Annotated in this window: 24 protein-coding genes; 14 read left to right on the forward strand and 10 right to left on the reverse strand. The window is 65.3% G+C overall.

Going from position 1 to position 21,423, the window contains the following annotated elements; translation table 11 throughout:
• Positions 1 to 59 precede the first annotated feature (59 nt).
• Positions 60 to 1,007 carry a TauD/TfdA family dioxygenase gene (locus C7H84_RS05785; protein ID WP_121857822.1) on the forward strand — a complete coding sequence of 316 codons (948 nt, stop codon included), beginning with the start codon at positions 60 to 62 and terminating at the stop codon, positions 1,005 to 1,007.
• Positions 1,008 to 1,083: 76 nt separating this feature from the next.
• Here the strand turns inward: C7H84_RS05785 and C7H84_RS05790 are convergent, their stop codons facing one another.
• Complete coding sequence (locus C7H84_RS05790) at positions 1,084 to 2,745, reverse strand: ABC transporter substrate-binding protein (protein ID WP_121857823.1); 1,662 nt, start codon at positions 2,743 to 2,745, stop codon at positions 1,084 to 1,086.
• A gap of 377 nt (positions 2,746 to 3,122) precedes the next feature.
• Here C7H84_RS05790 and C7H84_RS05795 point away from each other — a divergent pair, with 377 nt between their 5' ends.
• Positions 3,123 to 3,530: a DUF427 domain-containing protein gene (locus C7H84_RS05795; protein WP_121857824.1), complete on the forward strand. Its 408-nt coding sequence runs from the start codon at positions 3,123 to 3,125 to the stop codon at positions 3,528 to 3,530.
• Between the two features lie 211 nt (positions 3,531 to 3,741).
• Positions 3,742 to 4,734, forward strand: a complete 993-nt coding sequence (locus C7H84_RS05800) for a sulfonate ABC transporter substrate-binding protein (RefSeq protein WP_121857825.1) — start codon at positions 3,742 to 3,744, stop codon at positions 4,732 to 4,734.
• Between the two features lie 36 nt (positions 4,735 to 4,770).
• Here C7H84_RS05800 and C7H84_RS05805 read toward each other — a convergent pair whose 3' ends face one another.
• From C7H84_RS05805 to C7H84_RS05820, 4 genes are all read right to left on the reverse strand, one after another.
• Positions 4,771 to 5,373 carry a putative glycolipid-binding domain-containing protein gene (locus C7H84_RS05805; protein WP_121857826.1) on the reverse strand — a complete coding sequence of 201 codons (603 nt, stop codon included), beginning with the start codon at positions 5,371 to 5,373 and terminating at the stop codon, positions 4,771 to 4,773.
• A gap of 174 nt (positions 5,374 to 5,547) precedes the next feature.
• The gene (locus tag C7H84_RS05810) at positions 5,548 to 6,705 is read right to left on the reverse strand and encodes an iron-containing alcohol dehydrogenase (RefSeq protein WP_121857827.1); all 1,158 of its coding nucleotides are present in this window, start codon (positions 6,703 to 6,705) and stop codon (positions 5,548 to 5,550) included.
• The gene (locus tag C7H84_RS05815; RefSeq protein ID WP_121857828.1) at positions 6,702 to 7,037 is read right to left on the reverse strand and encodes a putative quinol monooxygenase; all 336 of its coding nucleotides are present in this window, start codon (positions 7,035 to 7,037) and stop codon (positions 6,702 to 6,704) included. The genes C7H84_RS05810 and C7H84_RS05815 overlap by 4 nt, the downstream gene beginning before the upstream one ends.
• A 165-nt stretch (positions 7,038 to 7,202) precedes the next feature.
• The gene (locus tag C7H84_RS05820; protein WP_121857829.1) at positions 7,203 to 7,919 is read right to left on the reverse strand and encodes an SDR family oxidoreductase; all 717 of its coding nucleotides are present in this window, start codon (positions 7,917 to 7,919) and stop codon (positions 7,203 to 7,205) included.
• Positions 7,920 to 8,052: 133 nt separating this feature from the next.
• Here C7H84_RS05820 and C7H84_RS05825 point away from each other — a divergent pair, with 133 nt between their 5' ends.
• The 4 genes from C7H84_RS05825 (at position 8,053) to C7H84_RS05840 (ending at position 11,508) form a co-directional block, all read left to right on the forward strand.
• Complete coding sequence (locus C7H84_RS05825; protein ID WP_121857830.1) at positions 8,053 to 9,033, forward strand: LysR family transcriptional regulator; 981 nt, start codon at positions 8,053 to 8,055, stop codon at positions 9,031 to 9,033.
• 177 nt (positions 9,034 to 9,210) lie between these two features.
• Entirely contained in the window at positions 9,211 to 10,599 is a 1,389-nt protein-coding gene (locus C7H84_RS05830) for a nucleobase:cation symporter-2 family protein (RefSeq protein WP_121857831.1), read from the forward strand.
• A 97-nt stretch (positions 10,600 to 10,696) separates the two neighbouring features.
• Positions 10,697 to 11,119 (forward strand): NUDIX hydrolase, encoded by a 423-nt coding sequence (locus C7H84_RS05835; protein WP_121857832.1) that lies wholly within the window; start codon positions 10,697 to 10,699, stop codon positions 11,117 to 11,119.
• Between the two features lie 86 nt (positions 11,120 to 11,205).
• Positions 11,206 to 11,508 carry a hydrogenase maturation factor gene (locus C7H84_RS05840; RefSeq protein ID WP_121857833.1) on the forward strand — a complete coding sequence of 101 codons (303 nt, stop codon included), beginning with the start codon at positions 11,206 to 11,208 and terminating at the stop codon, positions 11,506 to 11,508.
• Between the two features lie 51 nt (positions 11,509 to 11,559).
• Here the strand turns inward: C7H84_RS05840 and C7H84_RS05845 are convergent, their stop codons facing one another.
• A complete protein-coding gene (locus tag C7H84_RS05845; protein WP_121857834.1) occupies positions 11,560 to 11,772 on the reverse strand; it encodes a hypothetical protein in 213 nt (70 codons plus the stop codon).
• A gap of 359 nt (positions 11,773 to 12,131) precedes the next feature.
• Between C7H84_RS05845 and C7H84_RS05850 the strand changes: the two genes are divergently transcribed.
• The 4 genes from C7H84_RS05850 to C7H84_RS05875 all read left to right on the forward strand — a co-directional run bounded on the left by C7H84_RS05850 (position 12,132) and on the right by C7H84_RS05875 (position 16,233).
• The gene (locus tag C7H84_RS05850; RefSeq protein WP_121857835.1) at positions 12,132 to 14,207 is read left to right on the forward strand and encodes an EAL domain-containing protein; all 2,076 of its coding nucleotides are present in this window, start codon (positions 12,132 to 12,134) and stop codon (positions 14,205 to 14,207) included.
• Between the two features lie 15 nt (positions 14,208 to 14,222).
• The gene (locus tag C7H84_RS05855) at positions 14,223 to 14,615 is read left to right on the forward strand and encodes a hypothetical protein (protein WP_121857836.1); all 393 of its coding nucleotides are present in this window, start codon (positions 14,223 to 14,225) and stop codon (positions 14,613 to 14,615) included.
• Between the two features lie 355 nt (positions 14,616 to 14,970).
• Positions 14,971 to 15,285, forward strand: coding sequence for a hypothetical protein (locus C7H84_RS05865; protein ID WP_121857837.1), 315 nt, complete (start codon positions 14,971 to 14,973; stop codon positions 15,283 to 15,285).
• A gap of 435 nt (positions 15,286 to 15,720) precedes the next feature.
• Entirely contained in the window at positions 15,721 to 16,233 is a 513-nt protein-coding gene (locus tag C7H84_RS05875; protein WP_240461976.1) for a hypothetical protein, read from the forward strand.
• A 109-nt stretch (positions 16,234 to 16,342) separates the two neighbouring features.
• On the opposite strand, the gene C7H84_RS05880 is transcribed toward C7H84_RS05875, so the two are convergent.
• Together C7H84_RS05880 and C7H84_RS05885 are read right to left on the reverse strand one after the other, a co-directional pair.
• Positions 16,343 to 16,597, reverse strand: a complete 255-nt coding sequence (locus C7H84_RS05880) for a transposase DNA-binding-containing protein (protein WP_240461969.1) — start codon at positions 16,595 to 16,597, stop codon at positions 16,343 to 16,345.
• A gap of 105 nt (positions 16,598 to 16,702) precedes the next feature.
• Positions 16,703 to 17,032 (reverse strand): hypothetical protein, encoded by a 330-nt coding sequence (locus C7H84_RS05885; RefSeq protein WP_162999212.1) that lies wholly within the window; start codon positions 17,030 to 17,032, stop codon positions 16,703 to 16,705.
• Positions 17,033 to 17,342: 310 nt separating this feature from the next.
• Between C7H84_RS05885 and C7H84_RS05890 the strand changes: the two genes are divergently transcribed.
• The 3 genes from C7H84_RS05890 to C7H84_RS05900 all read left to right on the forward strand — a co-directional run bounded on the left by C7H84_RS05890 (position 17,343) and on the right by C7H84_RS05900 (position 19,213).
• Positions 17,343 to 17,525, forward strand: coding sequence for a hypothetical protein (locus C7H84_RS05890; RefSeq protein ID WP_121857840.1), 183 nt, complete (start codon positions 17,343 to 17,345; stop codon positions 17,523 to 17,525).
• A gap of 135 nt (positions 17,526 to 17,660) precedes the next feature.
• Positions 17,661 to 18,557, forward strand: coding sequence for a LysR family transcriptional regulator (locus C7H84_RS05895; RefSeq protein ID WP_121857841.1), 897 nt, complete (start codon positions 17,661 to 17,663; stop codon positions 18,555 to 18,557).
• A gap of 299 nt (positions 18,558 to 18,856) precedes the next feature.
• Positions 18,857 to 19,213, forward strand: a complete 357-nt coding sequence (locus C7H84_RS05900; RefSeq protein ID WP_121857842.1) for a hypothetical protein — start codon at positions 18,857 to 18,859, stop codon at positions 19,211 to 19,213.
• A 130-nt stretch (positions 19,214 to 19,343) separates the two neighbouring features.
• On the opposite strand, the gene C7H84_RS05905 is transcribed toward C7H84_RS05900, so the two are convergent.
• Both C7H84_RS05905 and C7H84_RS05910 read right to left on the reverse strand, forming a co-directional pair.
• Positions 19,344 to 19,859, reverse strand: a complete 516-nt coding sequence (locus C7H84_RS05905; protein WP_121857843.1) for an NADH-quinone oxidoreductase subunit B family protein — start codon at positions 19,857 to 19,859, stop codon at positions 19,344 to 19,346.
• Positions 19,859 to 21,421, reverse strand: a complete 1,563-nt coding sequence (locus C7H84_RS05910) for an NADH-quinone oxidoreductase subunit C (RefSeq protein ID WP_121857844.1) — start codon at positions 21,419 to 21,421, stop codon at positions 19,859 to 19,861. The genes C7H84_RS05905 and C7H84_RS05910 overlap by 1 nt, the downstream gene beginning before the upstream one ends.
• Positions 21,422 to 21,423 lie beyond the last annotated feature (2 nt).

Below are 21,423 nucleotides of genomic sequence, written 5' to 3' on the forward strand. Positions count from 1 at the left end.
GCGCACGCGCAACGATGTCGCCGGCCGTTCGCCCCGTCCACTTCCGCCAGGAGCGTCGCATGAGCGCCCTACTCGAACCCGTCGCCCAGCCGGTCGACGTGATCCCGCTGTCCGCCCACATCGGCGCCGAAATCCGCGGCATCGACCTCAGCCAGCCATTGACCACGCCGCAGATCGCCGCGATTCGCGCCGCGCTGCTGAAATGGCGCGTGATCTTCTTCCGCGAGCAATTCCTCACGCACGAGCAGCATGTCGCGTTTTCCGCGCAGTTCGGCGAACCGACCGTCGGTCATCCGGTGTTCGGCCACGTCGACGGACATCCGGCCGTCTATTCGATCGCGAAGCATCGCAAGGCGACGCGTTTCGAAGGCGAGCCGGTGCGCCGGCCGTGGACGGGCTGGCACACCGACGTGACGGCCGCCGTCAATCCGCCGTGGGCGTCGATCCTGCGCGGCGTGACGATCCCGCCGTACGGCGGCGACACGCACTGGACCAACCTCGTGCGGGCGTACGAAACGCTGTCGGCACCGCTGCGCGGCTTCGTCGACGGCTTGCGCGGCATCCATCGCTTCACGCCGCCGGCCGGTGCGCGCGCGACCGGCGCGTTCGACGCAGCGGTCGAGCGTCGCCCGCTCGTGACCGAGCATCCGCTGGTGCGCGTGCATCCGGAGACCGGCGAACGCGCGCTGTACGTGAGCCCGAGTTTCCTGAAATCGATCGTCGGATTGACGCCGCGCGAGAGCCAGGCCTTGCTCGAACTGCTGTGGGAACACGTGACGCGACCGGAATTCACGATCCGCTTCAAGTGGGAACCGCGCAGCATCGCGTTCTGGGACAACCGCGCGACCGCGCATCTCGCGCCCGTCGACATCTTCGATCTCGACTTCGATCGCCAGCTCTACCGCACGACGCTCGCGGGCGACGTGCCGGTCGGCCCCGACGGCCGCGCATCGGTCGCGCTCGAAGGCTCGCCGGTCGAAGCGGCGGCCGCCGTCGCACTGAACTGACCGCCGCTTCTTCATCGGTTCTTCACCGCTTCACCGCCACCTCGACAGCCGGCGCACACGCGCCGGCTTCCCCGCATCAATCCAGCCACACGCCATCGAACCGATGGCCGCCGAGCGGCGAGAACGTCAGCCCGTGCACGCGCTTCGACACCGGCAGCGACACGATCGACGTCGCGATCGGCGTGAACGGCACCTGATCCTTGAACACCACCTGCGCCTGCTCGTAGAGCGACGTGCGTTTCGCGACGTCGGCATTCGAGCGCGCCGCGCTGACGAGTCGCTCGAAATCCGCGTTGCACCACTTCGCGAGGTTGCTGCCGTGCACCGCGTCGCAGCCGAGCAGCGTGCCGAGCCAGTTGTCGGGATCGCCGTTGTCGCCCGACCAGCCGTACAGGATCGCGTCGTGCTGCCCGTCGTGTTTCGCGCGGCGGTTGTACTCGCCCCACTCGTAGCTGACGATCTTCGCGCGCACGCCGATCTTCGCCCAGTCCTGCTGGATCAGTTGCGCCATCAGCTGCGCGTTCGGGTTGTACGGGCGCTGCACCGGCATGGCCCACAGCGTCAGGTCGAAGCCGTTCGGGAATCCCGCTTGCGCGAGCAGCGCCTTCGCCGCCGCCGGATCGCGCGGCGCATCCTTCAGCCGCGGGTTGTACGACCATTGCGCGGGCGGCATCGGGTTCGTCGCGATCGTCGCATCGCCGTTGAACACGGTCTTGATGATCGCCTGCTTGTCGATCGCGATGTCGAGCGCGCGCCGCACGTCGACGCGATCGAGCGGCGCATGCTGCGTGTTATACGCGACGAAGCCGACGTTGAAGCCCGTCCCCGAAAACAGCGTCAGCTTCGGATCGCGCCGCACCGTCTCGAGATCGGCCGGCCGCGGGAACGCCGACACCTGGCATTCGCCGGCCACCAGCTTCTGCAGTCGCGCGGCCGGGTCGGGCGTGATCGCGAACACGAGCTGCGCGAGCTTCACGTCCTCCGGTTTCCAGTAGTCGGGATTCGCGTCGTAGCGGATCAGCGCGTCCTTCTGGTACGCGCGCAGCTGGAACGGCCCCGTGCCGACCGGGAACTGGTTGATGTCGGCTTCGCGATGGCGTGCCGTCAGCTGCGACGCATATTCGGCCGACAGGATCGACGCGAACGCCATCGCGAGATTGCGCACGAACACGACGTCGGGCGTTTTCAGCACGAAGCGCACGGTGTCGTCGTCGACCTTTTCGATGCGCTCGATGTTGCGATCGAAGCCGAGATCGCTGAAGTACGGGAAGCTGACCGGATAGGCCTTGCGGAACGGGTCGTCCGGATCGAGCATCCTGTGGAACGTGAACACGACGTCGTCCGCCTGGAACGGCCGCGTCGGCTTGAACCATGCGGTGGTCTGGAACTTCACGCCGCGCCGCAGGTGGAACGTGTAGACGCGCTGGTCCGGCGACACGTCCCAGCTCGTCGCGAGCGACGGCACGAGATCGAGCGTGCCGCGCTTGAACTGCACGAGGCCGTTGTAGACCGTGTACGTGCTCGCGTCGAAATCGGTGCTGGTCGTATGCTGGCCCGGATCGAAGCCGGCCGGGCTGCCTTCGGTGCAGTAGACGAGCGTCTTGCCGGCCGGCGCGGCGAACGCATGCGACACCGCGCCGGCAAGCAGCAGCGACGCGGCGAGGCCGCGCAACGCGACGACGGCGACCGACGTGCGCCGCGCACGATGCGCGGCGGATGAAATCGAGGAAATCTTCATGGTGGCGATCGAGGAAGAGTTGTCATGCGGATGACGACCGCCGATCTTCGCGCGCCGCCCGCCGATCGCTTACCAATTAATTTCGCGTTGCTTATCGCGACAGATGCATCCCGCTGCCGCTGCATGAAAATGTCCACGCGAGCGACGGCGACATGCCGATGCACACCGCTGCGACGCCGCTCCCCGCTCCACGCATCACGCAGCAACGCCGATCGCGCGCGGTTGCTCGGCCCTTTCCGGCCCTCTGCAACTTCTGCGGAATTGGCGCATCGTATCGGTTGGCCAACGCCGGCACCGGCGCGCGGGAATTCGCCCGGCACGCCCGATCCGGCACGGTGCGCCCGGCGGGCGCGCTATCCCGTCCTGGAGGACCCACGATGTCGATCAACCCCGATACGCCCTCTCGTCCCGTGAAGTCGCCGGGCCCCGACCACCCGATCCTGATCGAGCCGCATTCGTCGCGCGTCGTCGTGAAGGTGGCCGGCAAGACCGTCGCCGATACGCGCCATGCGCTGGTGCTGCGCGAGGCCAGCTATCCGGCCGTGCTGTACATTCCGCGCGAGGACGCCGACATGTCGCTGCTCGAACGCACCGACCATGCGACGTACTGCCCGTACAAGGGCGATTGCGCGTACTACTCGATTCCTGCCGGCGGCCAACGCGCGACCAACGCGGTGTGGACGTACGAGCATCCGAACCCGGCCGTCGAATCGATTCGCGGGCACCTCGCGTTCTATCCGGACCGCGTCGATTCGATCGACGAAAGCGTGCTCGTCACCGAGTGAGCACGGCGGCGTTCTGCCCCGTCACGGTGCCAGTATCGTCCGGCCGCTGATTTGCATATGCGGATTCATTGGTTGGCCGGCGGCCCGCGCGGCCGTATCGTCTCGAATCCGGCGCGGGCCGGCCGCGCGCATCGCCCGCACCCGGTTCCGTCCTGCGCCGATCGCGCCGCCAGCCCCGCGCGACCCGTGAACCCGCCAGCAGGACGCTCCGATGAACGACACACCGCACGCAGACCTTGAAACGATCCCGGCGAACCCGCGCCGCCGCCAGTGGCTGCACGGCGCGGCCGCCGGCCTGGCCGGGCTCGCGCTCGGCCCGCTCGCGGGGCTGCCCGCGCTGGCCCAGGGCAGCGACAAGCTGCTGCGCATCGGTTTCCAGAAATACGGCAACTTCGTCGTGCTCAAGGCGCGCGGCACGCTCGAGAAGCGGCTCGCGAGCCAGGGCGTGACGGTGCAATGGCTCGAATTCCCGGCCGGCCCGCAATTGCTCGAAGGGCTGAACGCCGGCGCGATCGATGTCGGCACGGTCGGCGAGACGCCGCCGATCTTCGCGCAAGCGGCCGGCGTCGAGTTCGTCTACATCGGCAACGAACCGCCGGCGCCGCACGGCGAGGCGATCGTGGTGCTGCCCGATTCGCCGGTCCGCAACGTCGCGCAGCTGCGCGGCAAGAAGGTCGCGTTCAACAAGGGTTCGAACGTCCACTACCTGCTCGTAAAGGCGCTCGAACACGCGGGCCTCACGTATGCCGACATCCAGCCGATCTACCTGACGCCTGCCGACGCGCGCGCGGCGTTCGTGCAGCGCAGCGTCGACGCGTGGGTGATCTGGGATCCGTATCTGGCCGCGGCGGAACGACAGCTCGGCGCGCGCGTGATCGCGAACGGCGACGGGCTCGTGCGCAACACGCAGTATTACCTCGCCGCGCGCAAGTATGCGGCCGCGCAGCCGCAGGTGCTGCGCGCGCTGCTCGAGGAAGTCGATGCGGTCGATCGCTGGGGACGCGATCATGTTCCTGAAGTGGCCGCGCAATTGTCGCCGCTCGTCGGTCTCGACGCGCCGACACTCGAAATCGCGCTCAAACGCGCCGGCTACGGCGTGCAGCCGATCACCGACGCGACGCTCTCGTATCAGCAGAACATCGCCGATGCATTCAGCACGCTGAAACTGATTCCCGGCAAGGTGACGGTCGCCAACGCGCGCTGATGCCGTCGTTGCCCGCCATGCGTGACGACGAACGCGTTACGGCGCGCCTGTCGCCCCTGTCGCATCTGTCGCGCCGACCCGCCGCCATTCGTCGTAATCGGTGACGAGACCCGCATCGTCGATCGCGATATCCGCTGCATACGTGCCGCTCTCGTAGCGGTACACGTGCTCCGCCGTGCGCGTATAGCGCTGTTCGCCACGCACGATCTCGAACGCCGGAAAGCGCAGCCATGCGGTGTGGATGACGGCCGACGCGCCGACTTCCAGCCCCAACCGCCGGATCGGCAGCGTATTGGTCGACGGACTGAAGCCGAGATCGATGTCGGTCGCACCGGCGAGTGCCGGCGCGTCGACGCCATCGACCGTCCAGCGTCCCGCGACGCATTCGATCCCGTGTGACTGCAAGGGTGCCGCGCCGAGCGAGTACGTCACGCGGACCGAGCGCGTCAGCCAGTCGGCGCCGCACACGATCGCGTAGTCGATGCGAAACGGCGTGCCGTCGATCGCGCCCGCGACCGAGCCCGACAGATCGACACCGGCATCCGTCTCGACCAGGCGGCACCATTCCGCCGCCTGCCACGTCTGCGCGACTTGCCATGCGACGCATCGCGTGCGCGCCGCTTCGTTCCGTTGCGTCATGTCGTCTCCTGTCGATCGATGCGCGTCGAATGTTGGCCGCTTCGTCCGCTTCGCCTGCTCCCGATCGCTGCCATGCCGACAGCAAACTCGAATCGACCTGCCAGGATCGCGATCCGAAATGGCAACGGCCGGCGGCACCATACCGCCGACCGTCGCACCGTCACGCGCGCCGCATCACCACGCGTGCCGATAGATCGCCAGCGCGTCGGCTTCCGTCACCTCGCGCGGATTGTTCACGAGCAGTCGCGTTTGCAGCATCGCATCCGACGCCATCCTCGGCAGGTCGCCCTCGCCGATGCCGACTTCGCGCAGCGTGCGCGGAATGCCCGTCGCGACGATCAGGCGATCGACCTCGTCGATCAGCGCCTGCGTGCGCGCGTCGTCGCTGCCCGTCGCCGTCGGCGCGACGATCGCCGCAAGCTCCGCATACAGCGGCGCGGCGGCCGGCGCGTTGAAGCGCAACACGTGCGGCAGCACGAGCGCGTTCGACAATCCGTGCGGCACATGAAAAATCCCGCCGACCGGATAGGCCAACGCATGCACGGCCGCGACCGGCGCGTTCGCGAACGCCTGCCCGGCGAACATCGCGCCGACCAGCATCGCTTCGCGCGCGTGGCGATCGTTGCCGTCGTCGCAGGCCTTCAGCAGGTTGCGCGACAGCAGCGTCAACGCTTGGACGGCCAGCATGTCGGACACCGGATTCTTCAGTCGCGACGACGTATAGGCCTCGATCGCATGGACCATCGCATCGATGCCCGTCGCGGCCGTTGCCGCGCGCGGCAGCCCGAGCGTCAGCTCGGCGTCGAGGATCGCGACGTCCGCGAACAGGTGCGGCGACACCACGCCCATCTTGCGCGCCTCGCCCACCGTGACGATCGACACGGCCGTCACTTCGGAGCCGGTGCCTGCGGTGGTCGGCATCTGCACGAGCGGCAGCCGCGATGTCGTCACCTTGTCGACGCCGTACATGTCGCCCAGCGGCTGCCGCCCCGGTGCGAGCACCGCGATCAGCTTCGCGACGTCCATCGACGACCCGCCGCCGAGACCGAGTATCAGCTCGGCATCGGCCGCCACTGCCCGCGCGGTTGCATCGAGCACGACGTGTTCGGGCGGATCGGCGATCACGTCGTCGATCACGGTCACCTGCCAGCCGTGCGCGGCGAGGCTCTCGAGCGCAGGTGCGAGCACGCCGCTGCGATGCAGGAACGCGTCGGTGACGACGCACAGCCGCGCCAGCGCCGGAAAGCGTTCGCGCAGCAGCGCGCCGAGCCGGCGCGCGGCGCCGTATTCGACGATCTGCGTCGGAACGGTGCGGAATTGAAACGGGCTCATCGGCTGCCTCCCGGTGGCGTCGCCGTGCCGGTGTCCGGCTGCACCATGTAGCGGGTCACGTCGCGGCGATCGAGCAACGGAATGATCGCGCCGACACCGATCCGCTGGAAATGCGGCGTTTCCCGATGCACGTCGAGGCCATCGGCTTCACGGTAACGCTCGAGGATCACGATGTGGTCAGGGTCGACCGGCGACCGGAAGTACGCGTAGTCGAGGTTCTGCGGCTCGGCACGCGTGAGCGGCGCGAGTTCGGCCAGCAGCTCGATCACGCGATCGCCGTTGCCGGGTTTCGCGAAGAAATGCGCGATGACCTGCAGGTAAGGTTCGTTCATGCTGCGCTCCGTATTCGCCAGCGGCCCGTCACGACGGGTCGTCATTCACCATGCGCGGTCGCGCGTCGCTCCCGCTCGCCGAACGTGGCGATCGGCTGCCCGACACGGGGCCGACGCCTCGACGTCGCATTGTATTGAATCGGCGCCGCGGGCGCAGCGCGCCCGTTACCACGGCACCGTACGCCCCTGGTAATCGAGGTACTCCAGCCCCGCGCGCCGCTGCTTCCCGATCAACACATCGACGAGGCTCGGCACGCTTTCGTCGATCGTCAACCGCGCATCCGGGCCGCCGAGTGCCGTGCGGACCCAGCCCGGCGCCATCAGCACCAGCGCGCGCGGCGTCGCGGCCTGCCGCGCCGCGAAACTGCGCATGAACTGGTTCAGCGCGGCCTTGCTGCCGCGATAGACCTCGCGCATGCCGTTTACGTTGTTCGCGACACTGCCCTGACCCGACGACATCGCGCCGATCAGGCCGTCCGCCGTCACGAGGTCCTGCAACGCTTCGATCACGCGCATCGGCGCCAGTGCATTCGTGATCATTACGCGCACGAACTCGTCGGTCGCGACTTCGCCGATCGTCTCGTTCGGATCGTTGGTCGTGCCGGCATTCACGAACAGCATGTCGAAACGCCGGCCCGACAGACGCGCGCGCAGCGCAGCCAGCTGCTCCGGCTCGCAAATGTCGAGCGTGTCGATCTCGAGCCGTCCGGCAAAACGCTCGGCCAGTTCGTGCAACTGCGTGCGTCCCGATCCCGCGCGAACCGTGCCGGTCACGTGCCAGCCCCGGTTCAGGAATTGCTCCGCCATCGCGAGCCCGAGGCCGCGCGAGGCCGCGACGAGCAGGATCGAGGGTGCCGTGGAGTTCGATTCAGTCGATTGCATGGGTGCCACCTTGGTCGAGGTCCGTCATCCGGCCACTATAGGCGCGCCCCTTTCCATGCACCAGACGCACCACACTCAATCGATAGTTGCATCAAACGCCTTGTGATAACGCGCGATGTCGTATGCTGTCCGGATGGAAGACATCGACCTGAATCTCGTCACCGCGCTCGACGTGCTGCTGACCGAAGGCAGCGTGACCGGTGCCGCGCGCCGGCTCGGGCTGAGCACATCCGCGATGAGCCGCACGCTCACGCGGCTGCGCACGGCCACCGGCGATCAACTGCTCGTGCGCGCCGGACGCAAGCTCGTGCCCACGCCGCACGCGACGGCATTGCGCGATCGCGTGCATGCCGTCGCGAGCGATGCGCGTGCCGTGCTCCGGCCGGTGACGGCCGACCTCGACATGGCGACGCTCGCGTCCACGTTCACGATCCGCGCGGCGGCCTCGTTCATGGACATGCTCGCCGGCCCGGTGGTCGCCGCGATCGGCGACATCGCGCCCGGCGTGCGCGTGAGGTTCGTCCCGAAACTCGACCGCGATGCCGCGCCATTGCGCGACGGCACGGTCGACCTCGAAATCGGCAAGCGCGGCGACGATGCGCCCGAGCTGCACACACGCGAGCTTTTTCACGACGTCCATGTCGCGGTGGCGCGCGCCGGGCATCCGCTGTTCGCGGCGGCGCGAATCACGCCGGCGCGCTACGCGGCCTGCCGTCACGTGATTGCCGCCCAGCTCGGCGATTTCGGCGGCCCGGCGGGCGATCCGGATGATTCGCCGGTGCCTGCCCATATCGTGCACGTCGTCGTGCCCGGCTATCCCGATGCGATGCGAGTCGCGGCCGGCACCGACCTGATTGCGCTCGTGCCGCGCTCGAGCCTCGGCAATGCATTCACGCCTGGCCTCCTGGACGCATTGGGGCTGCGCAGCTTCACGCTACCGGTCCGGCTGCCGGAGATCCTGATCTCCGCGCTGTGGCATCCGCGCATGCATGGCGACCCTGCACATCGTCGGCTGCGCGATGCAGTCATCGACGTTTGCAAGCGCGCGTATCCGGAAACCCGTGCGCCACGCGCGCCGGCCGCCCGCGGCACGAAACCGCGCACCGCCGGCTGAAGCGGCAGCGACCACCGACGCAGGACGGCTCGAACAGGCGACCGGCCGTGCGTTCGGCGGCCCCGATCCGGCACCGCTTTCCGAATTCCGGCTATCGCGGCGCGCGCCGACGGCGACGCCGGCCGCATATCGTTCGGCTAAAATGCCGCACTTTCCACCCTGTCCGGCCCGCTCGCCATGCAACCCGCTTCCCCCGCCCGATCCGCCTCCCACGGCGCGGCCGATACCGACCCGTCGCACGACCTCGTCTATGGCCCCAATGACCGGCCCGCGCCGATGGTCGCGTTCGTCGCCGCGCTGCAGCACCTGCTGGCGATCATCGTGCCGATCGTCACGCCCGGCTTGCTGATCTGCCAGGCGCTCGGCGTGTCGAGCCGCGATACGACCCTCATCGTGTCGATGTCGCTGGTGATTTCCGGCATCGCGACCTTCGTGCAGTGCAAGCGCTTCGGCCCGCTCGGCGCCGGCCTGCTGATCGTGCAAGGCACCAGCTTCAACTTCGTCGGCCCGCTGATTGCAGGCGGCAGCGTGATGGTCAAGCAGGGCACGCCGGTGGAGACCGTGATGGCCGCGATCTTCGGCGTCGTGATCGCCGGGTCGTTCGTCGAGATGGCCGTGTCGCGCATCCTGCCGTTCGTGAAGCGCCTGATCACGCCGCTCGTCACCGGCATCGTCGTGTTGCTGATCGGCCTCACGCTGATCAAGGTCGGCCTCATCAGCATGGGAGGCGGCTACGGCGCGATGGCCAACGGCACGTTCGCGAGCGCGCAGAACCTGACGCTGTCGTGCCTCGTGCTCGGCACCATCATCCTGCTGAACCGCGTGCCGATCGTATGGGTGCGCAGCACCGCGCTCGTGATCGCGCTGATCATCGGCTATGCCGCGGCCGCGGTGCTCGGCCGTCTCGACTTCACCGGCGTGCACCAGGCCGCGCTGTTCCAGGTGCCGACGCCGCTGCACTTCGGCATCGGCTTCTCGTGGTCGCTGTTCGTGCCGATGCTGATCATCTATCTCGTCACGTCGCTCGAAGCGATCGGCGACGTCACCGCCACCAGCAAGATCTCGAAGGAGCCGGTCGAAGGGCCGGTGTGGATGCGCCGGATCAAGGGCGGCGTGCTCGTGAACGGCGCGAACTCGCTGCTGGCCGGCGTGTTCAACACGTTCCCGAGCTCCGTGTTCGCACAGAACAACGGCGTGATCCAGATCACCGGCGTCGCGAGCCGCTACGTCGGCATCTGGATCGCGGGCATGCTCGTCGTGCTGGGCCTGTTCCCGGTGGTCGCGGGCGCACTGCAGGCCGTGCCGGAGCCCGTGCTCGGCGGTGCGGCAATGGTGATGTTCGGCGCGGTGGCGGCCTCGGGCATCAACATCCTGTCCGGCATCCACCTCGATCGCCGCGCGCTGCTGATCATCGCGGTGTCGCTCGCGCTCGGCCTCGGCGTGTCGCAAGTGCCGGACATTCTGAACAGCCTGCCGCATGCGCTGAAGAACGTGCTGGAATCGGGCGTCGCGACGGGCGGCATCTGCGCGCTCGTGATGAACTGGTTCCTGCCGGAACAGAAGTAACGCTATGCATGCCGTGCGACGGCGCCCGCGCCACGGGCCCGTCGCTGCGGGCGATACCGGCTTGGCCGCGCGCCCCACACTCGCTAGAATCGGTTTCATGCCTCAAGCGTCCACCACCCCGAACTCGCAGGAAACGCCCGGCGTCCCCGTCAGGGAACGCGCGACCGTCGTCTGCTACCGCGAACAACAGGTGTTGCTCGTTGCGCGTGCGTCGTCGCGGTGGGCACTGCCTGGCGGCACGATCAAGCGTGGCGAGACGCCGTTCGAAGCCGCGCATCGGGAGCTCGAGGAAGAAACCGGCATCGTGGGCCAGGACCTCGTCTACTCGATGCAGTTCACCGGGCTCGCGAAGGTCCATCACGTGTTCTTCGCCGAAGTCGGCCCGGACCAGACGCCGCAAGCGAGCAACGAGATCGAGAAGTGCAAGTGGTTTCGGATCGACAGCGTCGATACGCTGCGCGCGAGCATCCCGACGAAGCGCATCGTCGAGCTCGTCTACCGGCACGAAATCCTGAAGTAGGTAGACACCCCACCCCCACCGGCTCGCACGAGCCGATATGATGCGCCCACGGTCCTTCGTCGCGTTCCCTTCCGAGCGAGCTGCTGATGAACAGTGTGTGCACCTACCGCGGATACACCATCGATGTCCGCTGCGAGTTCCGGCTCGACCCGCCGCGCGATCCCGCCCCGCCGCCCGAGACGCTGCGGTTCGGATTCGTCGCGGTCGTGCAGGTGCGTGCGGCCGGCAGTGCGCCGCGTCTGCTCGCGCCGATCCGCCTCGCCGACGACGGCGGCCGCCTGTTCGACGACACCCGCCACGCGTTGCGGGCGGGCCTGAAGGCCGGCGAAATCATCGTTGACGATCTTCTGATCGATGCAGGTCCGCCCGACGGACGAACGCATTCCTGAGCCGTCGCAGGGCCCGGAATGGCTTTTCGAGGATCGGCAGCAGGCCGGCGCTCAGTGCAGGCGCTTTCTGCGCAGTTCGTGCGTGGAATAGACGACGAGGAAGATACCCAGCATCGCGATGCCGGATGCCATGAAGTCGTTTGCGGTTCCCGCGCTGTGCAGCGCCTTCGGGAACAGGCCGAGGCTCAGCCCTGCAGCCGCGAGGAACAAGCCAGCCGCCACACCCCACGCTGGCCCGATGGTCTTTTCGATTGCGTTTTTCATACAGCACCCGTCTACAGTCGTTGCCCGAACGATGCCGGCTCGAGATGCCGTGTCTATCGTTCTTGCCTTGACTATAGCGAGGAAACAATCGCGGCGAATTCAGGGCTTTTCCCGATCAAGTTTGCGCTTTCGCGACCGGTGCACGGCGACGCTTGGCCGATGCACCCACTCCTCAAGCATTGGCTCGCTTCGAAGGATTGCCCGAAGAAGTCTGACAAAAGCCCGCACCCTCGATCAATCGACACGAGCCAGTCTCGATAGGAAAACGTCAGCCAACGATCCGTATAATGCACGCCACAGCCAAGTCCAGGCTCGAATGACACGCATGTTATCGGTAGCGGAAAACGGGGATATTCATTGTGCACGGTACCTATAACGCTTGGCTTGCTGCATTGTCGTTGGTCGTCGCGACCCTTGCGGCCTACACGGCACTCGACCTCTCCAGCCGTATTGCGCTGCTCGACCACGAGCGGCGGCGTCACGCGTGGATCGCCGGCGGCGGGATGGCAATGGGTATCGGCATCTGGTCGATGCACTTCATCGGCGTTCTGTCATTTGCGCTGCCCATTCCGCTCGGCTACGACTTCGCGATTACGGGTGCCTCGCTGGCGATTGCCGTCGTCGTGTCGTGGTTTGCGCTGTACATCGCGTCGCGCGCGTCGCTGTCGCGCGGGCGTCTCGTCACCAGTGCCATCCTGATGGGATTCGGCATTGCCGGCATGCATTACACCGGCGACGCCGCGATGAAAATGCAGCCGGCCATCACGTACGATCCCGTGCTGGTTGCCGCATCGATCGCAATCGCGATTGCCGCGTCCGGCGCCGCGCTATGGATCACGCACGCCCTCAGCGCCGCCAATCAACGCCAGTTGAACATCAAGCGAGTCGCAGGCGCGTGCGTGATGGGCATCGCGATAACGGGCATGCACTACACGGCGAATGCCGCCGCCACCTTCCTGCCTGGCTCGATCTGCGGCGCGGCTCACGAGATCGCGACGCCATTGCTCGCCACCGCGGTGACGCTCTCTACCCTGGGGATCCTGGTCGTGACGCTCGTGCTCAGCCGGTCGGGCGCACGGACGTCATTTCTTGCGAGCGTCGTATCGCGGCTTAACGGTGAGATCGTTCGCATGGCGCAATTCGACGAACTGACCAACCTCCCGAACCGCCGCACATTGATGGAACGCATCGAGTATGCGATCCATGCAGACCATCCATCGCAAGCCAAGTTTGCGGTGCTGTTCATGGACCTTGATGGTTTCAAGACCATCAACGATTCGCTTGGCCACACCGCGGGCGACGAGGTGCTGAAGGCATTCGCGCTGCGCTTGCAGCAATGCGTGCGCGCCAGCGATACCGTGGCACGCCTGGGCGGCGATGAATTCGTGGTTCTGCTGGAGAATGTTTCGTCCATCGACGACGTCGAGCGTGTCGCGGAAAACGTGCTGAACCGGATGCGCGAGGGCCTTTGGAACGATGCCCAGCCGCTGCAAGTCACGCCGAGTATCGGCATTGCGCTCTACCCGCGTGACGGCGACACGGTGGAAGTGCTGCTCAAGCATGCCGACGTCGCAATGTATGAGGCGAAGCGTGCCGGGCGCAGTACCTACCGATTCTTCCAGGGTGACATGAACGTCGCGGCTGACCGCAAGCTGCAAGTCCAGCGCGCGGTGCACGAAGCGCTGGCTACCGGCTACTTCCAGCTACATTTCCAGCCGAAATACCATGGCGGCAGTGGCGCGCTTAGCGGCGCCGAAGCGCTGTTGCGACTGAACCATCCGCAACTCGGCACGTTGATGCCCGCGGAGTTCATCCCCATCGCCGAACGCACGGGGCAGATCGTGCAAATCGGCTACTGGGTCGTACGAGAAACGTGCCGCCACTTGAAACGCTGGCGAGCGGACGGATTGCCGCCTCTCCAGGTCGCCATCAATCTGTCGCCGCGACAGATAGCCGAGCCGGATCTGGTTTCGAATTTTCTCGGGATCCTGAGTGCCGAGGGCGTGAAGCCCGCTCAGCTCATGTTCGAGATTACCGAGACGGTGGCCATGCAGGACGCCGCGCACACGACGGCGATGATCCACGAATTCCAGGCCAATGGCTTTGAAGTCGCGATCGACGACTTCGGCACCGGCTATTCCAGCCTGGGCTACCTGCAACGGTTTCGTGCAAAGCAGTTGAAGATCGACCGGTTCTTTACCCATGAGCTCGACAAGCCCAACCCCGAGGGCAGCGCGATCGTGCGCGCCATCATTGCATTGGCGCACACGCTGAAAATGGATGTGGTCGCGGAAGGCGTTGAAACCGCATCGCAGCTGGAACAACTCAAAGTCCTGATGTGCGACGAGGTGCAGGGGTTCCTGCTCGGTCATCCGCTTGAACCGGCGGCATTTGGCAGGCTGCTGCAAAAGGGCGCGCCGGTGGCGAGCAGTTGATGCATTCAACCGCACGTGGGCCGTCGCGGCGCATGCGTATCCGCCGGTATCGAAGGAGGATTCTGGAAGGCCGCCGCGTCGCGTTCCGCGCCGCCGCCAAGTGAGCCGGAGAAAGCCGGTGGTTTCCGCGCTTACGCGGTTCCTTCCTACCCGGGCAGCGGCATCAAGCGCGACATTCCGCAGGCGGAAACGCCGCTGATCCTGAGCGCGCCCTCCGCAGCGTCCACAGGTTCGTTTTCGTTATTGCGCGAGACGGTCTGCGCCCGCCCGGGCGCCCGGGACACGAGCGAACAGCAGGTTCGGCTGGCCTTCGAACTGAACAGGCAGCGCATCCTTCGCGCCGTCGGACCGTGCTGGGAGATCCCGTATCAAGGCGAGACAATCCCCGTTCCATTCGAGAATCTGTAGAAGCCTTTCGCCAACATGCTTCGTTCTACGAAAGCATCGCCACGCGAGCGGCTCGGCGCGACGAGCTGGATGCGTTCGAGAGGCACCCGCGATTTTGGATCGTCGAACGTCACGGCGTTCGCGCGGATCGTGATCGCGTGCGAAGTCGGGCCCGGCAAGCTGAAGATGGCCATCGCACGAGCGGCGGGCTATTGCGCGCCCGGAAACTATGAATTTCAGAAAGGCGGCTGTAAGTCTGCGATAGGAAGATGGCGCACCTCAACGCCACATGCAGAACGACTCGCGGACTCGTCCGGGCGTTGTTTCACTAATCCCGTGTCCGTGTTTCCGGCTCTCGATACTTGAAAGTTTCATCATGGCTAAAGCGCTCATGCCCGTCCTCGCTGTCGTATCCGTTATCGCTCTTCCCACGGGCACGCCTGCCAATGGAAATGGTCCCCTGACGCGCGAACCGGTGCACGAAGAAGTCGTCCCACTGCAGCAAGCGCGGTATGACCGTAGCTACGGTAACGCGCGTTATCCGGTGGACATCTACGCGGAACTGGCGAGCGTGGCGGCTCAACAGCAGGCGTTAAGCGGGTACGATGGCGCGAATTTCGGCTCGGCAGTTTCCGGCGCAACGACTGCGGCTCAATTGGCCTCCTATGGCTCGATCCATATCGAAAGTTGACTCAGCGTCGACACGGACAAAGGAGAGATTTTGTGAAATCGAAAAGAGCCGTCCTTGCGCTGATCGCAACGACTGCCATATGCCTGTGCACCACAGCGCGGGCGCATGTCAGGGTCGGGGTCCTGGTGGGTGTCCCGCCCCCGGTCATGATCGCGCCCGCCCCGGTCTTCTACGCGGAGCCCGTCCCGGTTGTCGTGCCGTCGGCCGAGCCAGCCCCGACCACCGTCTACGCCGAAAAAACGCAGACGAGTCCCCCGGCGGGCACTTGGTGGTATTGCCCGGTCACAAAGAAATATTACCCGTACGTGAAGGGGTGTTCGAGCGGCTGGGTCGAAGTGCCCGCGAAGCCAACCGGACCCAAGTGAGATGAGCACACGCAATTTGGTTTCGCCGGTATCGTGCGCGAAGCGCAGCGTATTAGCGGTAACCGCGGCGATGAGCCTGGCCGGCATCATGGCGCTCGCCGGCTGTGCTGCTGTGCCGATGGGCCCCACAGTGATGGCGCTGCCCGGCACGAGCAAGTCGTTCGATCAATTCCGCGCCGATGACGCGACGTGCCGGCAATTCGCTTCGGAACAGACCGCTGGCGTCAGCACTCAATCGGCTGCGGCAAGCGGCGCCCTCGGCGGTATGGCCGCCGGCGCTGCGCTCGGCGCGGCGGCCGGTGCAGCCTTCAATGGCCATCGTGGCGCGGCAGTGGGCGCAGGCATGGGTCTGCTCGGCGGCAGCGTGATCGGCGCTGGCATCGCACAAAGCTCCGCCGCCAGCGTTCAACAACGCTACGATCAGGCGTATGTTCAGTGCATGTACGCAAATGGCGAGCGTGTCCCGGTCCAGCGTAGCGCCGCCGATTTGTATCGGGCGCGCGATGAAGCGCCACGATCGCAGGCGGCCTACAATACGCCGCCTCCCCCTGCTTACGATACGCCTCCTCCGCCGGGTTACTGACCTCGGCACGCCGATGACGCTCGATCGCGGGATCCCAAAACGTTAGGAATTGCGAGCCAAGCGTAAACGAACAACGGCCCCGGTCCAGCGATGTCCTGCCCGTTAAAGTTCAGCTCGTCGTGTCATCCAGGCACAGCACCACCTCGCATGCCCGCATCCGCTCGGTCGAGCTCTGCCAGTGCGGCTCGACGACGTCGATCCATTCCAGCTGGTCCTGCGCGAAGGACCGATAAGCCGCCGTCTCAGCCCAGCCGCCGCATGCCGGCGGAATGCTCGCCGTCGGATTGCCCGACAGTTGCTCGGCCAGCAGGATCGCCCGCCGGTTCCGGCGCTTGTCGCCCGGATCAATGCCCTTGAATTCCATTGCCGGCCAGCTCGCCGTTGCTCGTGCCATTCGCGTGCCACGCGTGCCACGCGTGCCGCGCAAAGAGCAAGAGTAAACCGCGAGCCGCGACAGTTTACAAGCCGCTCACGCCGACTTGTGTGTAAAGGAATACTCCAACTGATCATTGGATGCGACACGCCCTGTAACGGACGAACTGCTCATACCGCCATAGTTTTCGAATATCTGCCGCTGAGACGCCACGCGTGCGAGTGCCGCCCGGAAGTCGAACGCATATTGCTTGCTGACGCAAGTCTTCATCCTGTCTTGGTAGCACGGGCGCTGTTGGGCTACATTCGTGCGCACCTGCATACGCGGCAACGGAGCGCGATCGTTATTGTGAGCGAGCGCGATAGCGGGCGTAGTCAGCACAGAGGCAACGACAGGAAGAGAGATGAACGTTTTTCGCTTTGCCATGATTAGAAATCCATATCGAAATGATGCAGCAAGTACAACGGATATAGCGAACGTGAATCGACGTGATGACCGGTTCAGTCGAACAGCAGCAAACTGAAGCCGGATCGTTCAGCGGCAGTTTAGCCATTTGCCGGCAGCTTGGAAGCACCGTGCCGACAACAAATACTTCCGCCGCCAGCAACGGTTTGAGTTGCGGCAATCGCTGCTCACACCGATAGGTTGACGCATCAGCAATTGACTGTTGCTGACGCGTAATGGTGCGTTGCTGCCGATATACTCCGCTGCAGCTCACCCATTGGAGAGGACTCTTATGCAACTTCCGTTTAATGCCCGACTCGTCGAAGCCAAACATCAGACCGCGCACAAGATCGTGCAGCACGCGCTCAAGAGCGCAGCGATCGCCGACACGTTGAATGGCGCGATCGACGTGCTCGGCGACGCGCTGCTGGAACTCGAACTCATGATCGAACACGAGGGTCCGGGGACGCACTGAGGCGGTTCGTTGCTCGCAAGCCCTCCATTCCAAGGATCACCGTTGACTTTCTGAGCATATGTGATGATACTATCAGAATTGAAGAAACGGTCGGGTTCCGGCCCTCTGCGCCACCGAGCGCGCTGGACCTCATCTATGGAATATATCGATACCTTGCGCCTCTTCCGCGCCATCGTCGAAGCGAAGAACTTCCGTCGTGCCGGGCAAATGATGGACCTCTCGCCGTCGGTCGTTTCGCGATCGATCGCGGCGCTGGAAGAGCGTCTCGGTTTGAGACTCTTTCATCGCACCACGCGTCAGCTTTCGTTGACCGAGGTCGGCGAGCATTTTTACGACGGTTCTTGCCGAATCCTCGATGATCTCGATCGTCTCGAAGCGGAGACGGCAGGCCACGGGCGCGTGCCTGCCGGCGTACTTCGCCTCGTTGCACACACCACAGCGACGATGACATGGCTCCCGGCCCTGACCTCGTCGTTCAAGCGCAAGCATCCGAAGATCGCGCTCGACGTCACGTTGACGGAACGTCCGGTAGACCTGACGGCAGAGGGTTACGACCTCGGTATCGTCATGCCGTTCATGTTGACGACCGATCTCGCGGTCACACGGCTTCTTCAGCGTTTTCGGCTGGTTCTCGTCACGACCGAGCGTTACCTCCAGGGCCGCTCTCGGCCTCAACGCCCAGCCGATCTCGCAGCGCATGTGTTCGTGACCGTGCCGCCGTCGATGCACAAGCCGATCGTGAACTTTCGAGTCGGAAACGAAACGGTGGCCGTCCCGATCAACTACGAAATCGCGTCGAACAATCCGGTATTCAATCGCGATGTCGTACTCGAAGGCTTTGGCGTCGCTCTGCTGCCGATGAGTCTTGTCGAGCAAGACATCAAGACCGGGCGCCTCGTCCGGTTGCTGGAGCAGTTCGAGATCACCGATACCGTTGCAGAGATCAGGTTGGCCTACATCGGGCGGGCATTGCTGCCGGCGAAGGTACGGGCGTTCATCGAACACACCGTGGAATTTTTCGAGGCTACCTGAGCCTTCGATCGCAATCCGGTTGGCTTGCCAATGCGAATGGGGCGATCGCATGAGCTTGAGCTCGATTTTTGGCGATGCGGGAAACGCTTGGCGCGGAGTACGTGCCAGAAACTGCATCCAACCATCGGGTGAACGATATGGCTTTGCGCAAAGCAGTCCGCACTCAACGTCCTGCCCCCTTCAGACAGCTTTGCCGCTTTTCCATTTCCCAGCCACTTCTGTAGTCGATATTGGCGACTGCTGATTGACACGGCCGTGCGTCAGGAAAGGCCATCGCCTTTCATGGATCACCCAACACCATGCAAAAAACCCTCGGACTTGCCATCGCAATCCTGCTCGCCGTCGCCGCTGTTGCGCTGTGGATCCTGCTCGCCCGGTTCGAACCCTCCATCAAGTCCGCCATCGAGACGCAAGGCGCGCTTGCGAGCGAGACGCAGGTGCTCGTGGGTAGCGTCGAATTCTCGCCCTTGACCGGCGTGGGTGAACTCGATGGACTAACCGTGAGCAACCCCGCAGGTTTCTCTTCGCCCTACGCCGTTGTGGCGGACCGTATCGCTTTGCACGTGGAGACCGGCTCAATTCTCGGCAGCGGCCATCTCCACCCCCGCCCCCGCCCGGCCTGCCCTTGCCGCCCCCTCCTGGCTTTTAGCGCATGACCGGACCACTGCAACTCAGTCCCGATCGGAACGGCATCGCGGCCCAGATCACGACGGCCACGATGGCCGTGAACGGGATGGCGGTGTAGCACAGGTATCGCACACTGAAGGATTGCGACGGGCATCCGCTTCAATCTCCGCGTGACCGGCAAGCGGTCAAAATGCCGCGCAGCAAATCGATCGGAGAAGGCGGACATCCGGGGATGGTCACATCGACCGGCAGGACCGACGAAACGGGACCGCACACCGCATAGCTGTCGGCAAAGATGCCGCCCGTGCACGCGCACTCGCCGGCTGCGACGACCAGTTTCGGCGCCGGTGTAGCGTCGTACGCGGCCAGCACGGCTGCCTTCATGTTCAGCGTGACGGGACCGGTCACGAGCAGCAGATCCGCATGGCGCGGGCTGGCGACGAATTTGATCCCGAGCCCTTCGATGTTGTAGTACGGGTTGTTCAGCGCGTGGATCTCCAGTTCGCAACCGTTGCACGAACCCGCGTCGATCTGCCGGATGCACAATGCGCGGCCGAGCAGATCGAGAATGTCCTGACGAATCTGCTGCGCCTCGTGCCGCCAGCCAGCTTCGGTCGTCGGCACGGGTTCGTCGGGAAATTCAGTGCGCGCGAATTGACGGATGAGTTGCCACATCAGAGATCGTGCCCCGCGTAGTTCAGGTTGAACGATTTATTGATCAGCGGGAAATCGGGAACGATGTTGCCGATGATCGCGTGCTCGAGCGCCGGCCAGTTCTGCCAGGACGGATCGTGGCAATGGCAGCGCGCGACGGCATCGCCCGCTGCCATCTCGAGCGCGACGAATACGTCGCCGCGCCAGCCCTCCACCCAGCCGACTCCTCTGGATCGCACCGCTGCGGGTGTGACGTCGGTGGCGATCGGCCCTTCCGGAAGATTCGCCAGCAGTTCACCTATCAGACGCAGCGACTCGTCGATTTCCGCAAACCGCACGGCGACCCGCGCGGCAACGTCGCCGCGCGCATCGCTTGCCACCTCGACGGCCAGGTCGCGGTAAGGGGCCGGCCGCAGGTTCGCGCGCACGTCGAATGTCTGGCCGCTGGCGCGGGCGGCCATGCCGCGCACGCCGAAATGCGCGACGACGTCGGCATTCAATCGGCCGGTTCCGAGAAACCGGTCCTGCAGCCCGGACTGGTCCTCGTAGATCTTGCGCATCACGTGCACGTCGCGTGCGATGCGTTCGCACTGTTCGGTGAGGACCGCCGCGTCCTCCGGATCAATGTCGACGGCCAACCCGCCCGGTACGATTCGGTCCATCAGGTATCGGTGCCCGAAGATCCCGCCGTTGGTCCGTATCCAGTTCTCCTTGAGCCGCGAGAACTGCGCGAGACCGAACGCGAATCCGGCATCGTTGCCGAGCGCTCCGAGGTCGCCGAGGTGATTGGCGACGCGCTCGCGTTCGAGCAGCAGTGCACGCAGCCACAGTGCACGCGCCGGCACGGCCGCGTCGCACGCCTGCTCAAGCGCCATGCAATAGGCCCACGAGAACGCGACGGTCGAATCACCGGCGATCCGGCCCGCAACGCGATGGCCGTTCGACGCGGCCGTCCGTTCGAACAGCCGTTCCACGCCGCGATGGACATAGCCGAGCCGCTCCTCGAGTCGCAGCACCTTCTCGCCGACGACCGAGAATCGGAAATGACCCGGCTCGATGATGCCGGCGTGAATCGGCCCGACCGCGATTTCGTGCACGCCGTCGCCGGCAACCTGCACGAACGGATAATCCGCTTCGCTCGATTCGAATCGCTCGATGCCGGTTGCCTGCTTCTGCAGCGGAAAGTAGTCGCCGGGCCAGTTGCCGTGATCGAGCCACGGGCGCGTGTCGCGCGCATCGCGCGCGCGCAGGCCGGTCAGGTCGAAAATGGCGCGCTGCATGCGCTCGGCGGCGGGAAACACGCCCGCGAGATCGGGATAGTCTCCGTTGGCCTGCGGTTCCTGCCCTGTCGCGAGGCGTACCCACAGGACGCCGTCGTCGCATTCGTACGCCGCGTTGACCGAAAATACGCGCTCGGGCGTTTCGCCGCCCCACATCGCAACGAGCCGGCTTCGCTCCATCCGCGCGGCATGCGCGATGTCGAGCCAATGCGGTTCGTCGACCTCGACCACGATAGCCGGAATCTGGCCTGCGTCGTGCCGAAGGCGAGTCGCGCCGTCCGTCTGAATCGAGTCAAGTCGCATCG

This window comes from Burkholderia sp. Nafp2/4-1b, assembly GCF_003635165.1.
Taxonomy (GTDB): domain Bacteria; phylum Pseudomonadota; class Gammaproteobacteria; order Burkholderiales; family Burkholderiaceae; genus Burkholderia.

What these genes read in the sequence shown, in the direction of transcription:
- C7H84_RS05785 (WP_121857822.1), top strand. Translation starts at nt 60, where the DNA reads ATGAGCGCCCTACTCGAACCCGTCGCCCAGCCGGTCGACGTGATCCCG.
- C7H84_RS05790 (WP_121857823.1), bottom strand. Translation starts at nt 2,745, where the DNA reads ATGAAGATTTCCTCGATTTCATCCGCCGCGCATCGTGCGCGGCGCACG.
- C7H84_RS05795 (WP_121857824.1), top strand. Translation starts at nt 3,123, where the DNA reads ATGTCGATCAACCCCGATACGCCCTCTCGTCCCGTGAAGTCGCCGGGC.
- C7H84_RS05800 (WP_121857825.1), top strand. Translation starts at nt 3,742, where the DNA reads ATGAACGACACACCGCACGCAGACCTTGAAACGATCCCGGCGAACCCG.
- C7H84_RS05805 (WP_121857826.1), bottom strand. Translation starts at nt 5,373, where the DNA reads ATGACGCAACGGAACGAAGCGGCGCGCACGCGATGCGTCGCATGGCAA.
- C7H84_RS05810 (WP_121857827.1), bottom strand. Translation starts at nt 6,705, where the DNA reads ATGAGCCCGTTTCAATTCCGCACCGTTCCGACGCAGATCGTCGAATAC.
- C7H84_RS05815 (WP_121857828.1), bottom strand. Translation starts at nt 7,037, where the DNA reads ATGAACGAACCTTACCTGCAGGTCATCGCGCATTTCTTCGCGAAACCC.
- C7H84_RS05820 (WP_121857829.1), bottom strand. Translation starts at nt 7,919, where the DNA reads ATGCAATCGACTGAATCGAACTCCACGGCACCCTCGATCCTGCTCGTC.
- C7H84_RS05825 (WP_121857830.1), top strand. Translation starts at nt 8,053, where the DNA reads ATGGAAGACATCGACCTGAATCTCGTCACCGCGCTCGACGTGCTGCTG.
- C7H84_RS05830 (WP_121857831.1), top strand. Translation starts at nt 9,211, where the DNA reads ATGCAACCCGCTTCCCCCGCCCGATCCGCCTCCCACGGCGCGGCCGAT.
- C7H84_RS05835 (WP_121857832.1), top strand. Translation starts at nt 10,697, where the DNA reads ATGCCTCAAGCGTCCACCACCCCGAACTCGCAGGAAACGCCCGGCGTC.
- C7H84_RS05840 (WP_121857833.1), top strand. Translation starts at nt 11,206, where the DNA reads ATGAACAGTGTGTGCACCTACCGCGGATACACCATCGATGTCCGCTGC.
- C7H84_RS05845 (WP_121857834.1), bottom strand. Translation starts at nt 11,772, where the DNA reads ATGAAAAACGCAATCGAAAAGACCATCGGGCCAGCGTGGGGTGTGGCG.
- C7H84_RS05865 (WP_121857837.1), top strand. Translation starts at nt 14,971, where the DNA reads ATGGCTAAAGCGCTCATGCCCGTCCTCGCTGTCGTATCCGTTATCGCT.
- C7H84_RS05875 (WP_240461976.1), top strand. Translation starts at nt 15,721, where the DNA reads ATGAGCCTGGCCGGCATCATGGCGCTCGCCGGCTGTGCTGCTGTGCCG.
- C7H84_RS05880 (WP_240461969.1), bottom strand. Translation starts at nt 16,597, where the DNA reads ATGGAATTCAAGGGCATTGATCCGGGCGACAAGCGCCGGAACCGGCGG.
- C7H84_RS05885 (WP_162999212.1), bottom strand. Translation starts at nt 17,032, where the DNA reads ATGGCAAAGCGAAAAACGTTCATCTCTCTTCCTGTCGTTGCCTCTGTG.
- C7H84_RS05890 (WP_121857840.1), top strand. Translation starts at nt 17,343, where the DNA reads ATGCAACTTCCGTTTAATGCCCGACTCGTCGAAGCCAAACATCAGACC.
- C7H84_RS05895 (WP_121857841.1), top strand. Translation starts at nt 17,661, where the DNA reads ATGGAATATATCGATACCTTGCGCCTCTTCCGCGCCATCGTCGAAGCG.
- C7H84_RS05900 (WP_121857842.1), top strand. Translation starts at nt 18,857, where the DNA reads ATGCAAAAAACCCTCGGACTTGCCATCGCAATCCTGCTCGCCGTCGCC.
- C7H84_RS05905 (WP_121857843.1), bottom strand. Translation starts at nt 19,859, where the DNA reads ATGTGGCAACTCATCCGTCAATTCGCGCGCACTGAATTTCCCGACGAA.
- C7H84_RS05910 (WP_121857844.1), bottom strand. Translation starts at nt 21,421, where the DNA reads ATGCGACTTGACTCGATTCAGACGGACGGCGCGACTCGCCTTCGGCAC.